Source organism: Sphingomonas sp. NIBR02145 (assembly GCF_027359115.1).
GTDB classification, from domain to species: domain Bacteria; phylum Pseudomonadota; class Alphaproteobacteria; order Sphingomonadales; family Sphingomonadaceae; genus Sphingomonas; species Sphingomonas kyeonggiensis_A.
In genome coordinates this window covers 1,673,116-1,685,253 of the sequence record NZ_CP114791.1, presented here as the reverse complement: position 1 = coordinate 1,685,253, position 12,138 = coordinate 1,673,116, and the positions used below count along the sequence as shown (strand labels likewise).

The following is a 12,138-nucleotide window of genomic DNA, read 5'->3' as shown; positions in this document are numbered from 1 at the left end:
TGAGCCTCCGAGCATCCTAAAATGAAGGATGCTCAAGCTCATCATCTGGGACCTCGACGACACGCTCTGGTCCGGCACGCTGGCCGACGGCGACGCCGTACAGCTGCACCGGCACCGTGCCGAGCTGGTCCGCGCCTTCAACGCGCGGGGCGTCGTCTCCTCGATCTGCTCGAAGAACGACCACGCCACCGCCGAGGCGAAACTGCGCGAGCTCGGCCTGTGGGACGAGTTCGTCTTCCCCCATATCGCCTTCACCCCCAAGCCGGAGGCGATCCGCGCGATCATCGCCGACATGCAGCTGCGCCCCGCCGATGTGCTGTTCGTCGACGACAACCCGGCGAACCTGCGCGAAGTCGCCCATGCGATCCCCGAGATCCAGCTGCTCGAGATCACGCTATCGGATGCCGATGATCACCTCGCCGGCCTGCTCGCGCTCACGCCGCCTTCCAAGAGCCGCGTCGAGCGTTACCGGATGATGGAGCGCCGCAAGGCCGATCGCGCCGCGGTGCCCGCGCTCTCCAACCATGAGTTCCTGCGCAGCTGCGGCCTCCAGGCGAGCGCGCCCTATCTCATGGACAATCTCGATTTCGCGCTCCGCATCGCCGACCTGATCAACCGCTCGAACCAGCTCAACTATACCGGCTCGCGCGTCGAGCAGGCGCGGCTGGAGGCGGACATCATCGATGTCGTCCGCTTCGACAGCTGGTCGATCTTCGCCTGGGATGCCTATGGCCGCCACGGGCTGGTCGGCTTCGTCATGGTCGATCGCGCCGCGGAGAAGCTCGCCCATTTCACATTCTCGTGCCGGATCATGCATATGGGCCTGGAAGCTTATGCGCTGTCCAAGGTCCGCGAGAAATGGCCGGCGATCGACACCAGCGCCTGGGACGGCCGCTTCGACCGTACCGAGCCGGACTGGATCGCCGATGCCGACTTCCACGATCCGCAGGTCCGCGCCGCGATCCTCGCCGAACAGGCGCCGCAATTGCTGGCCGAGCCGGCGGTGCGGGTCATGTTCGATTGCCAGTCCGGCGGTATCGCGCATTACAGCCGCTTCCGTCCGGCGATCGAGTTCGATCACCACCCGCGCGTCTTCGCGATGGCGATGATGGACGACGGCAGTTGGCGCGACCAGGATTTCCCGCCCTTCCTCGTCTATGGCGCCGCGGTCGACTATCTGGGCGGCCGTTGGGGCGATCGCTGGCCGCTGGTCGATATCGGCCTGTACGAGACCTGCCTCGTCCGGATGCTGATCATGCTGATCGAGCAAGAGCGCCGGATGCTGGTCGTCCTGCCGCCCGAGGACGCGCCCGAGGGCAAGTATCGTCTCACCCACAATCTCAGCCCTGAGCGCTGCCGCCGCCTCAACGCGCTGTGGCGAAAGGCCGCGCGCGAGAATCCGGAGCATCTCTGGGTGCTCGATGTCGCCGACATCGCCGGACCGGACGAGATGGCCGACGTCACCCACCTCCATGCCGGCCTGCTCCGGAAGATCGCCGGCCAGGTCGATTGCTGGATCGAGGCGGTCGCGCTGGGCGGCGGGGAAGGCCAGGCCGAGGCGGCGTGAAGCCTGCTTGTTCCCGGCTTTCGTTGGGGAACAGCCCAGGAAATCACGGAATGATGATGCTCGTATCCGCCTTCACCCGGTCGAGCGCGATCAGCGAGCGATAGCTGGCGATGAATTCATTCTCCGCGAACAGCCTTTTGGTCAGCGCCGAATAGGCGCGCATGTCCGACGTCACGATCACCAGCATGAAGCTCACCCCGCCGGTGACGTAATAGCATTGCTGCACCTCGGGCGTGTCGAGGAACATCCGCCGCGCCAGTTCCACCGTCGGCGCATGCTCGTTGATCAGCTGCACCTCGACGATCGAGGTGATGGTGAGCGGCACCGCGTCGGGATCGACGATCGCCACGTTGCGCGCGATCACGCCCGACGTCTCCATCGCCGCGATCCGCCGCTGCACCGCCGCCGCCGACAGATTCACCGCCTCGCCGATCCTGCGCTGCGGCATCTTGTTGTCCGCCTGCACGAGTCGAAGGATCGCCCGATCGAACGAGTCGAGTGCTCGCGGGGATTTTTCCTGTTCGCCTGCCATGTGGCGAGTTTTTGTTGCATCCCGACGGCAAATCAAGAGCGCTCGGCCCGCTGCAATGATGATATTCCCCGTCCTGGAAGGGAATGCGCATGCCGAATGAAAGCGGATCACTGGTGCTGGGCGTGCTGTGCGGAGCCGCTGCCGGCGCGCTCTGGGGGCTGGTGTTCCTCGCGCCGGAACTGGCCCGTGCCTTCGGTCCGCTCGAGCTGACCATCGGCCGCTACCTTGCCTATGGCCTGATCTCCGCCGTGCTGATCGCCCCGCGCTGGCGCGGCCTTGCCGCCACGCTGGGGGCAGGGGAGTGGCGCGCGCTCGCCTGGCTCGCGCTCTCCGGCAACACGCTCTACTATATCCTCCTTGCCAGCTCGGTGCAGCTCGGCGGTGCGGCGATCACCGCGCTGGTGATCGGCTTCCTTCCTGTCGTCGTGACCATCGTCGGCAGCCGGGCGAAGGACGCGGTGCCGCTCGCCCGGCTCGCCCCTTCGCTGCTGCTTTGCGCCGCCGGCGCGGTCTGCATCGGCTGGCAGGCGCTGTTCCTGCCCTCGACCCGCCCGGTCAGCGCCCAGCTCGCCGGCCTGCTCTGCGCGATCGGCGCGCTCGCGTCCTGGGGCGCCTATGCAGTGTACAACAACCATATGCTGGCCCGGGTGAAGACCGTGTCCTCGCACGACTGGAGCCTGCTGATCGGCATCGCCACCGGCGTGCAGAGCCTGGCGTTGATCCCGCTCGCACTGCTGCTGGGCGTGCGCGGCCATGGCGCGGGTGACTGGGCACTGTTCGTCGCGGTATCGGCCGGTGTGGCGGTGTTCGCCTCGATCGTCGGCAATGCGCTGTGGAACCGGATGAGCCGGTTGCTGCCCCTCACGCTTTCCGGGCAGATGATCACCTTCGAGACGCTGTTCGCCTTGCTCTATGCCTTCGCCTGGGAGCATCGCGGGCCGACTGCGCTGGAGGCTGCGGCGTTCGTGCTGGTCGTTGCGAGCGTGGTGAGTTGCATCGCGGCGCATCGGCGGAAAGAGCCGTTTGTGGGCCCAATTCCCCAACCGTCATCCTGAACTCGTTTCAGGGTCCAACGCGCCCCGGAGGATATCGCTGGTGGAGCGTTGGATGCTGAAACAAGTTCAGCATGACGAGGGAGTCAGGCCCCCATCATGCTCCGCGCCACCGCTTCGGCCGTCTTGATCCCGTCGATAGCGGCGGACAGGATCCCCCCCGCATAGCCCGCGCCTTCGCCCGCCGGGAACAGCTGCGCCACGTTCAGGCTCTGGTGGTCCTTGCCCCGCGTGATCCGCACCGGCGAAGAGGTTCGCGTCTCGACGCCGGTCATGATCGCATCATGATGGTCGTAGTTCGCGATCTGGCGGCCGAACACCGGCAGCGCCTCGCGGAACGCCTCGATCACGAAGCCCGGCAGGCACTCCGACAGGTCGGTCATCTTCACCCCCGGCTTGTACGAGGGGATGACTTCGCCGAGCGCGGTCGAGGCGCGGCCGGCAATCAGGTCGCCGACCAGCTGCCCCGGCGCATGATAGTTGGAGCCGCCGGCGATGAAGGCCATGTCCTCCCAGTGCCGTTGCAGCTCGATGCCCGCCAGCGGCCCGCCCGGAAAGTCCTTGGCCGGATCGATCGCGACGACCAGGCCCGAGTTCGCATTGAACTCGGCCCGCGAATACTGGCTCATCCCGTTGGTGACGACGCGGCCTTCCTCGGAAGTCGCCGCCACCACGCGCCCGCCCGGGCACATGCAGAAGCTGTAGACGCTGCGCCCGTTCGAGGCGTGATGCACCAGGCTGTACGCCGCCGCGCCCAGGTCCGGATGCCCGGCGCACTGGCCGAAGCGCGCCCGGTCGATCCAGCTCTGCGGATGCTCGATCCGCACGCCGATCGCAAAGGGCTTGGCCTCGATATGCACGCCGCGTCGGTGGAGCATCTCGAAGGTCGGGCGGGCGCTGTGCCCCACCGCGAGCACGACATGATCGGCCTCGAGGAAGCTGCCCGCACCCGTTGCAAGATCGTGCAGGTGGAGCCCGCGCACCTTCTGGTTGCCGTCGGGCGTGCGCTCCAGCTCGATATCGTCGACCCGGGTCTCCCAGCGATATTCGCCGCCCAGTTCCTCGATCGTGCGGCGCATGCTCTCGACCATGGTGACGAGCCGGAAGGTGCCGATATGCGGATGCGCTTCCCACAGGATGTCGTCGGGCGCGCCCGCCTTGACGAACTCCTCCAGCACCTTGCGGCCGAGGAAGCGCGGGTCCTTCACCCGGCAATAGAGCTTGCCGTCGGAGAAGGTGCCGGCGCCGCCCTCGCCGAACTGGACGTTCGAGTCCGGGTTGAGCTCGCCCCGGCGCCACAGGCCCCAGGTATCCTTGGTCCGCTGGCGCACCACCTTGCCGCGATCGAGGATAATCGGACGGAAGCCCATCTGCGCCAGGATCAGCCCGGCGAACAGCCCGCACGGCCCCGCGCCGATGACGACCGGTCGCAGCCCGCTCCAGCCGGCAGGCGCCATCACCGGGAAGGTGTAGGTCATGTCCGGGGTAGGGCGCAGGTCCTTGTCGCCCGGGAAGCGCGCCAGCACCGCGGCTTCGTCGGCCAGCTCGACATCCACCGTATAGACCAGCTGGATCGCATTGCGCCGGCGCGCGTCATTGCCGCGGCGATAGACTGCGTGGCTTTTCAGCTCGGCGGGCGCGATGCCCAGCCGTTTGACGATCGCCTCGGGCAGGGCCTCAGGCGAATGGTCGAGCGGCAGATAGAGTCCGGAGAGGCGAAGCATCGCGAGCCTCTAGCGGCTTATCGTCCGCGCCTCAAATCCCCGCCGCCTCCGGTGACGGGGGGCTGGTGGTTCAGAGCCTCGTCTTCAGCCAGGCATAGGCCTGTTCGCGGACGCCGGGCGGGAAGTCGTGGTTGCCGCCTCCGGTGACGGGGGGCTGGTGGTTCAGAGCCTCGTCTTCAGCCAGGCATAGGCCTGTTCGCGGACGCCGGGCGGGAAGTCGTGGTTGCCGCCGGCCTCGTCGAAATAGATGGCATCCAGCGTTTTGCCCGATCCCTTGGCGCGGGCATGCGCGACCATGTCCTCGGTCTCGGCGACATGGCGCAGGCTCGCTTCGCGCCACTCGCCCCTGGTGCCCCATTCCCAGCGTCCGCGGGTGAGCAATATGTTCCGCGGCGCGATCATCGCCAGATAGTCGGCCGAGCGACCCAGCGTCGCCAGCCCGGGCAGCGCGATCGCGGCCGAGCGGCGCTTGATGGCGTCCTCGCGGTAGAAATTGATCAGTTCGAAGAAGCCGCAGGACGAGATGCCGGCCTTGGCGCGCCTGTCGGCGGCCATCCAGTAGGTCATCGCCATGCCGCCCGCCGAGTGGCCGATCCCGCCGATCCGTCCGGAATCGACATAGGGCAGGCTGGCGAGCAGGTCGGTGGCGACCATCGCGTCGAACACGTCCTTGCCGATCGAGTTGCGCCCGCGCAGCAGCAGCTGGCCGACGCGGTGGTCGTAGAGCTTGCTGTCGCGCGCATTGTCGGCCGGGGCGGCGGGGTCGAGGCTGCGGCGGCGCTCGGCGTGGTAGAAGCGATCCGGGCAGAGCACGACATGGCCGCGGCGGAACAGGTCGAGCCCGTAGAACAGGTTGGCATCCCCGGCGAGGCCGGCGGGCTCGGCCTTGCCGATATGATATTGCGGCCCGTCCTGGTGGAAGGCGAGGATCGCCGGCAGCTTCTGCCCGGCGGTGTGCGCCGGCACCAGCAGGTAGGCGCGCACCCGGTCCTCGGGTTCGCCGAGCGGCGGATAGGCGGCTTCCGCGAGATATTCGATCTTGAGCCGCTGCCCGCCTTCGATCCCGGTGGTCTCCAGGACAGTGAATTGCGGCTTGGGACGAGGCGGCATCGGGCCGAACAGCGCGAGCAGGGCGGAATCGCGTGCCTTCGGCGCCGGTGCGGCGGCCCGGGCCGGGGAGGGCAGCATGGCAGGCGCGAGCGCGGCGGCGACGCCCGCGGTCATCGCAGAACGGCGCGAAAGCGTGTGATCCCTCATGAAATCCCCTCATGGCTACATTTGTAGCGTGATCGCCCGTGTTAGTGCTTTAGTCAAGTGCCACGCCGTGCCGCCCAAAGCGTCGCCGCCTGGCCGGGAGTCTTGCTTGCAATGTAAGTTTCGTCTGGTTCCCTCCTCCCCATGCAGGGCGCGCATGGCATCATCGACAGGGTCGCAGGCCGGGCGACCAGGGGAGCGGAAAACCGGCGCCCCTCAGCCCATGCTTCGTAAACTTCCGCGCCGCGCGCGCCCTCCCATCGGCCCGTTTCCGCCGCAATCGCTTGGCAGTGCATCGCGATACCACTAGAGGGACCCCATGACCGACCGCGCTTCCGTCTTCGAGACCGTCACCGCCCAGATCGAGCCCTTCAACAAGAAGGGCGTCGCGCTGACCGACAGCACCACCTTCGCCGGCGACCTGGAGTGGGACAGCCTCACGGTGATGGATTTCGTCGCGGCGATCGAGGACGAGTTCGACATCATCATCACGATGAACATGCAGGCCGAGATCGAGAATATCGGCCAGCTGGTCGACGCCGTGCAGAAGCTCAAGGGCTGAGCCACGTGACCGACAGCCTGAACACCGCCGACGCGCTCCCCGCCAACCCGGCCGCCGTCGCGCCCGAAACCGACCTGATGTCGAAGTTCGATGCGCTGATCAACGAGCGCGAGCGGCTGCTCGCCAGCGGCGTCACCGACCCCTATGCGGTGGTGATGGAGCAGGTGAAGTCGCCCACCGAGGCGGTGATCAAGGGCAAGGACACGATCCTGCTCGGCACCTACAATTACATGGGCATGACGTTCGATCCGGACGTGATCCAGGCCGGCAAGGACGCGCTCGACAAGTTCGGCTCGGGCACCAATGGCAGCCGCATGCTCAACGGCACCTTCCACGACCATATGGACGTGGAACAGGCGCTGCGCGAATTCTACGGCGTCTCCGGCGCGATCGTCTTCTCGACCGGCTACATGGCCAATCTCGGCATGATCTCCACGCTCGTCGGCAAGGGCGAGTATGTCATCCTCGACGCCGACAGCCACGCCTCGATCTATGACGGTTGCAAGCAGGGCAATGCCGAGATCATCCGCTTCCGCCACAACAGCGTCGAGGATCTCGACAAGCGCCTCGGCCGCCTGCCCAAGGGGGCCGGCAAGCTGGTCGTGCTCGAGGGCGTCTACTCGATGCTCGGCGACATCGCTCCGCTGAAGGAAATGGTCGAAGTCGCCAAGAAGCACGGCGCGATGGTGCTCTCGGACGAGGCCCATTCGATGGGGTTCTTCGGCCCGAACGGCCGCGGCGTCTATGAGGACCAGGGCCTGGAAGGCCAGGTCGACTTCGTCGTCGGCACCTTCTCCAAGTCGGTCGGCACCGTCGGCGGCTTCTGCGTGTCGAACCACCCGAAGTTCGAGGCGATCCGCCTCGCCTGCCGCCCGTACATCTTCACCGCCTCGCTGCCGCCGAGCGTGGTCGCCACCGCGGCGACTTCGATCCGCAAGCTGATGCACGCGCACAACAAGCGCGCGCATCTGTGGGAGAATGCCCGCACGCTGCACGCCGGCCTCAAGGAAATGGGCTTCAAGCTCGGCACCGAGAACCCCGATTCGGCGATCATCGCGGTGATCCTCGAGGACCAGGTCCAGGGCGCGATGATGTGGCAGGCGCTGCTTGAGGGCGGCCTCTATGTGAACCTCGCCCGCCCGCCGGCGACCCCGGCCGGCACCTTCCTGCTGCGCTGCTCGCTCTGCGCCGAGCACACCGCCGAGCAGATCCAGCGCGTGCTGGGCATGTTCAAGGCGGCGGGCCAGGCCGTGGGCGTCATCGCCTGATATCGGGCATCCCTGGTTCCCCGGCGAAAGCCGGGGCCCGGGGTTTCTCTGCCGGGCCGCCTGTGGCCCTGGGCTCCGGCTTTCGCCGGGCAATAGCCAGGCCAAAGCGGGCACCGCGAGTAACGATCCGTCCCAAGGACGCTTTCCTACGCCGTCAGGGTCGATTAAAACCGAGCCCGTAATGAGTGAGAGTAACACCGCTCTGGAGCGTGCCGTCCGGGCGACGAACTGGCGGATGGCATTGCTCGGCGCGCTGGCGCTGCTCGGGATCGTCGTGCTTGCCGCCGTGGCGGTGATCCAGGCACGTACCGATGCCGAGCGCGATCGGGCGATCGCGCGCCAGCAGCATACGTTCGAAGTCATCATGCGGGTCAGCCAGCTGTCGGGCGCGATCCTGGGGGCGGAGGCGGCGCTCGGCCGCTATGTCGTCAGCGCCGACAAGAATCTCGGCCAGCAATATAGCGCGCGATGGGGCCGCGCCTCGGAACAGCTCAACCGGCTCCGCCAGCTGCTCGCCGACAATCCCGCCCAGCAGGCCCGCATCGTCCGGCTCAAGCAGGCGTTCGATGCCCGCGGCAAGGAACTCGATACCACCGCGCTCTACTCCTCCTACAAGCGGCACAGCGATGCCTGGGGCAGCTATTACCAGGTCCGTGCCAGCCCGGCGCGCAGCCAGCTCGAATCGGTGCTCACCGAGATGGTCGATGCCGAGCGGGTGACGCTGCGCCAGCGCAGCCAGGCCGCTGCCGATCTCGTCGCCAATTCGGGCTTTGCATCCCGCCTGCTCACCGGCTTCGGCATATTGATCGTGCTGGGCGCGGTGCTGCTCGGCTGGATGGCGATCGAGGCGCAGGGCGAGCGCGCCGTCGCCGATGCCAATGCCGATGCCGAGCGCGAACGGGCGGAGGAACTGCAGGAAGCGGTAGCCGAAGCGACCGAGCAGCTCCGTGCCGAGGCCAGCGAGCGCGAAGCCGCGCAGGACCAGCTCCGCCAGGCGCAGAAGATGGAGGCGGTTGGCCAGCTCACTGGTGGAATCGCGCATGATTTCAACAATATGCTGGCGGTCGTGCTGGGCGGATTGGAACTGGCCAAGCGCCATCTCCACAATCGCGGCCCCGATGCGCAGAAGCATATCGAGAATGCGATGGAAGGCGCCAACCGTGCCGCCGCGCTCACCCGCCGCCTGCTCGCCTTCTCGCGCGCCGAGCCCCTGCTGCCCGAAGCGGTGGAGGCCGGCACGCTGATCGAGGGCATGACGGATCTGCTCGATCGCACGCTGGGCGACGGGATCGCGGTCACCACTGCCGATGCCGGCAGGCACTGGCGCATCTGGGTCGATCGCCACCAGCTCGAGAACGCGCTGCTCAATCTCGCGGTCAATGCCCGCGATGCGATGGAGGGGCAGGGTACCCTCAGCATCAACACCGGCGGTATCCGCCTGGCCGATCACCAGGTCGGCGAATGCCTGGCCGGCGATTATGTCTCGATCGAAGTGGGCGATACCGGTCAGGGGATGACGCCCGAGGTGCTCGCGCGCGTGTTCGAGCCCTTCTTCACCACCAAGCCGGTCGGCAAGGGCACGGGCCTCGGGCTCAGCCAGATCTTCGGCTTCGTCCGCCAGTCGGGCGGCGAGATCGGCATCGATACCGCGCCGGGCAGGGGCACCCGCGTGACGCTCTATCTGCCGCGCCATATCGGCGAGGGCGAAGCGGCCGAGGCTTCCGCCGAATCGGGAGACGCGCCCGCGCATATCGGCCGTCCGCTCGAGATACTGGTGGTCGAGGACGATCCGCGCGTGCTGGCGGCGACGCTCGGCGCGCTCAAGGAGCTCGGCCACAGCGCCACCGGCTGCGATGATCCGCAGGCGGCGCCGGGCGCGCTCGCGCTGGTGCCCGGGCTCGATCTGATCGTGTCCGACGTGCTGATGCCCGGCCAGACCGGCCCGGAGATGATCGCCGCGCTCGGCGATCGGATCGAAGGGGTCGCGGTGCTGTTCGTCACCGGCTTCGCGGGCGAGGCCGATGCCGGCATCTTCAAGGGCCGCACCGTGCTGCGCAAGCCCTTCACCATCGCCGGGCTCGAAGCGGCGGTGAACGAAGCCATGGCCCATGAATCGCGCCGCGCCGGCAGGGCGGCGGCGGAGTAGCGCTGTCATGCTGAACTTGTTTCAGCATCCAACGTGCAACAGGGGAGGCGCTTGAGCCTCCTGCCCATCGCTCGTCGATAGTTGGACCCTGAGACAAGTTCAGGGTGACGAAGGAAGAAGGCTAGTCCGCCTTCGCGACCACCGGCTTGTAGTTCACCACGCACCAGTCCGGCGCGCAATTGGCCGCGGCCTCGATGATCGCGGCATAGCGTTCCACCACCGCGCAATCGGTGCCGGCGGCCTGGAGGAGGATCGGCCGGCGCGGCGTCTCGCGCGCGGCGCCGCTGGCGAAGTCCTCCAGCGAAGTGTCGCTGGCGCGCAGGACGCCCCACAGCGCCTCGCCGCCATTGTCGCGCACCTCATGGGCATTGGCGCTCTTCTTCGGCAGCTTCGTGCCCCATTGCGCCGACAGGTTGCAGCCCTTGTCCGGCACGGTCAGCGACAACAACGCGATCGAAAACAGGATCATGGCGGTTACTCCTCGCCGGGATGGCTATGCCCGTGATGCTCCCCCATCGTCCGCGAAAGCTGCGCGGCGGCGATCTCGCGGGCCTTGTCGCGCGGCAGGCCGAGTGCCCGGGCCATTGGTGCGCCGAGCAGCGCGTCGCCCACGGCCATCAGCACCAGCTGCAGCGTCTCCTCATGCAGCGAATGCGTCTTGTCGTCATGCCCCTCGGCCAGCTCGTCGACCAGCCGGTGGATCGCCTCCAGGATCGGGTCGAGCGCATCCTGGTTGCCGGTCAGGATCATCCAGCTCGCCAGCGCGCCGGCTCCGCCCTTGTCGAACGCGTCGAAGGTCATGTTGACCACTTCGCGGTCGTCATGGTCCGCCCCGGCACGCGCGCGCATCACCGCGGCGCCGATCTTGCCGGTCACGCTATCGGCGATATTGGCGGCCAGCGCCTTTTGCAGCCCCGATGCCGAGCCGAAATGGTGGAGCAGATTGGCGTGCGTCCGCCCGATCTTCGCCGCCACCGCCTTCAGCGTCACTGCGCCGGGTCCGGCCTCGAGCAGGAGTTCGCGCGCGGCCTCGAGTGCGGCGTCGCGGGATTCTTCGGGTGAAAGGCGTTTGCGTGGTGCGACGGTCATGTTCAGCGGTAAGCCCCCAAAGACACCGCTTACGGCATGATTTCCAAGGGGGAAAGCCGGTAGATCATACAATTCGGCCCGCAAGCTGCTCCCGCGAAAGGGACTCACCGCGGGCCCGACATGGAAGATTTGCGCCGCTATCGGCTCATTCGGTTCCCCGGCGAAGGCCGGGGCCCATTTTCGGCGCAGTTGGTTGGGGTGGTCAAACCTCTCGAACACCATGGCAACTGGACCCCGGCCTTCGCCGGGGAACAGCTGGATCAATGATGTTGTGACGGCCTCACGCTGCCATTCGGTGGTCCTCGTCCCCGCCGCCGCTGCAATCGCCCTCGCACAGGTCGATCTCGTAGCGGGTGGTGGGGGCTTCGCAGCCGCGGCCCCGCGAATAGATCGAGACGAGCTGGCCGGTCGGGCGGAAGCCCAGCTTGCGCAGCACCCGGCCCGATGCGGGGTTGTCGATGAAATGGCCGGCGGTCACCCGGCGGATGCCGCGTGCCCGCGCTGCCTGCAGCACCGCGCGCCCGGCCTCGGTCGCGATGCCGCGGCCCCAGGCGTCCGGCGTGTACCAATAGCCGAATTCATTGGGCTCGTCCTTCCACACGCTCAGGCCGGTGCCGCCGATCAGGCGCGTGGCGCCGTCCCGGTGCTCGAACACCAGGAACTTGGGATCGACGGGATCCTCGAAGCTCGAGAGGAAGGTCTCGGCCGCTTCCATGGGGTAGGGCCATGGCGCGCGCGACAGGTTGCGCACGACATTCTCATGGCCGATCGCCTGCATCAGGGCGGTGGCGTCCTCGGGCCAGCCGGGGCGCAATGTCAGTCTCTGCGTTCGCACGAACATGACCGTCTCCTTGGTCCTGCGACGCCCCACGCCACGTTTGTGTGACGAGGTTGTTGCGCCGTGGTGTCAGGGAGGAAATAAAAAAGGGAGCCGGGGCGACCCG

At 67.4% G+C, this 12,138-nt stretch carries 11 protein-coding genes; 5 read left to right on the top strand and 6 right to left on the bottom strand.

What is annotated here, in order from left to right; translation table 11 throughout:
- Positions 1–28: 28 nt before the first annotated feature.
- On the top strand, positions 29–1,567 hold the full coding sequence (locus tag O3305_RS07520; RefSeq protein ID WP_269575844.1) for an HAD-IIIC family phosphatase: 1,539 nt from the start codon (positions 29–31) through the stop codon (positions 1,565–1,567).
- A gap of 43 nt (positions 1,568–1,610) precedes the next feature.
- Here O3305_RS07520 and O3305_RS07515 read toward each other — a convergent pair whose 3' ends face one another.
- Positions 1,611–2,099: an Lrp/AsnC family transcriptional regulator gene (locus tag O3305_RS07515; protein WP_269575843.1), complete on the bottom strand. Its 489-nt coding sequence runs from the start codon at positions 2,097–2,099 to the stop codon at positions 1,611–1,613.
- Positions 2,100–2,182: 83 nt separating this feature from the next.
- On the opposite strand from O3305_RS07515, the gene O3305_RS07510 reads away from it, so the two are divergent.
- Positions 2,183–3,154 (top strand): DMT family transporter, encoded by a 972-nt coding sequence (locus O3305_RS07510; protein WP_502958190.1) that lies wholly within the window; start codon positions 2,183–2,185, stop codon positions 3,152–3,154.
- A gap of 83 nt (positions 3,155–3,237) precedes the next feature.
- Here O3305_RS07510 and O3305_RS07505 read toward each other — a convergent pair whose 3' ends face one another.
- Together O3305_RS07505 and O3305_RS07500 are read right to left on the bottom strand one after the other, a co-directional pair.
- A complete protein-coding gene (locus tag O3305_RS07505) occupies positions 3,238–4,875 on the bottom strand; it encodes an NAD(P)/FAD-dependent oxidoreductase (protein ID WP_269575841.1) in 1,638 nt (545 codons plus the stop codon).
- 162 nt (positions 4,876–5,037) lie between these two features.
- Complete coding sequence (locus O3305_RS07500; RefSeq protein WP_269575840.1) at positions 5,038–6,099, bottom strand: alpha/beta hydrolase family protein; 1,062 nt, start codon at positions 6,097–6,099, stop codon at positions 5,038–5,040.
- A gap of 349 nt (positions 6,100–6,448) precedes the next feature.
- Between O3305_RS07500 and O3305_RS07495 the strand changes: the two genes are divergently transcribed.
- From O3305_RS07495 to O3305_RS07485, 3 genes are all read left to right on the top strand, one after another.
- Positions 6,449–6,691, top strand: a complete 243-nt coding sequence (locus O3305_RS07495) for an acyl carrier protein (protein ID WP_116842527.1) — start codon at positions 6,449–6,451, stop codon at positions 6,689–6,691.
- Positions 6,692–6,768: 77 nt separating this feature from the next.
- On the top strand, positions 6,769–7,959 hold the full coding sequence (spt, locus tag O3305_RS07490) for a serine palmitoyltransferase (protein ID WP_502958198.1): 1,191 nt from the start codon (positions 6,769–6,771) through the stop codon (positions 7,957–7,959).
- 181 nt (positions 7,960–8,140) lie between these two features.
- Positions 8,141–10,105, top strand: coding sequence for an ATP-binding protein (locus O3305_RS07485; RefSeq protein ID WP_269575838.1), 1,965 nt, complete (start codon positions 8,141–8,143; stop codon positions 10,103–10,105).
- Positions 10,106–10,226: 121 nt separating this feature from the next.
- Here O3305_RS07485 and O3305_RS07480 read toward each other — a convergent pair whose 3' ends face one another.
- The 3 genes from O3305_RS07480 to O3305_RS07470 form a co-directional block, all read right to left on the bottom strand.
- Positions 10,227–10,574 (bottom strand): hypothetical protein, encoded by a 348-nt coding sequence (locus O3305_RS07480; RefSeq protein ID WP_269575837.1) that lies wholly within the window; start codon positions 10,572–10,574, stop codon positions 10,227–10,229.
- A gap of 5 nt (positions 10,575–10,579) precedes the next feature.
- Positions 10,580–11,194: a TetR/AcrR family transcriptional regulator gene (locus O3305_RS07475; protein ID WP_184171206.1), complete on the bottom strand. Its 615-nt coding sequence runs from the start codon at positions 11,192–11,194 to the stop codon at positions 10,580–10,582.
- A gap of 280 nt (positions 11,195–11,474) precedes the next feature.
- Entirely contained in the window at positions 11,475–12,035 is a 561-nt protein-coding gene (locus tag O3305_RS07470; protein WP_269575836.1) for a GNAT family N-acetyltransferase, read from the bottom strand.
- Positions 12,036–12,138: the final 103 nt, after the last annotated feature.

What these genes read in the sequence shown, in the direction of transcription:
- O3305_RS07520 (WP_269575844.1), top strand. Translation starts at nt 29, where the DNA reads ATGCTCAAGCTCATCATCTGGGACCTCGACGACACGCTCTGGTCCGGC.
- O3305_RS07515 (WP_269575843.1), bottom strand. Translation starts at nt 2,099, where the DNA reads ATGGCAGGCGAACAGGAAAAATCCCCGCGAGCACTCGACTCGTTCGAT.
- O3305_RS07510 (WP_502958190.1), top strand. Translation starts at nt 2,183, where the DNA reads ATGCGCATGCCGAATGAAAGCGGATCACTGGTGCTGGGCGTGCTGTGC.
- O3305_RS07505 (WP_269575841.1), bottom strand. Translation starts at nt 4,875, where the DNA reads ATGCTTCGCCTCTCCGGACTCTATCTGCCGCTCGACCATTCGCCTGAG.
- O3305_RS07500 (WP_269575840.1), bottom strand. Translation starts at nt 6,099, where the DNA reads ATGACCGCGGGCGTCGCCGCCGCGCTCGCGCCTGCCATGCTGCCCTCC.
- O3305_RS07495 (WP_116842527.1), top strand. Translation starts at nt 6,449, where the DNA reads ATGACCGACCGCGCTTCCGTCTTCGAGACCGTCACCGCCCAGATCGAG.
- spt (WP_502958198.1), top strand. Translation starts at nt 6,769, where the DNA reads ATGTCGAAGTTCGATGCGCTGATCAACGAGCGCGAGCGGCTGCTCGCC.
- O3305_RS07485 (WP_269575838.1), top strand. Translation starts at nt 8,141, where the DNA reads ATGAGTGAGAGTAACACCGCTCTGGAGCGTGCCGTCCGGGCGACGAAC.
- O3305_RS07480 (WP_269575837.1), bottom strand. Translation starts at nt 10,574, where the DNA reads ATGATCCTGTTTTCGATCGCGTTGTTGTCGCTGACCGTGCCGGACAAG.
- O3305_RS07475 (WP_184171206.1), bottom strand. Translation starts at nt 11,194, where the DNA reads ATGACCGTCGCACCACGCAAACGCCTTTCACCCGAAGAATCCCGCGAC.
- O3305_RS07470 (WP_269575836.1), bottom strand. Translation starts at nt 12,035, where the DNA reads ATGTTCGTGCGAACGCAGAGACTGACATTGCGCCCCGGCTGGCCCGAG.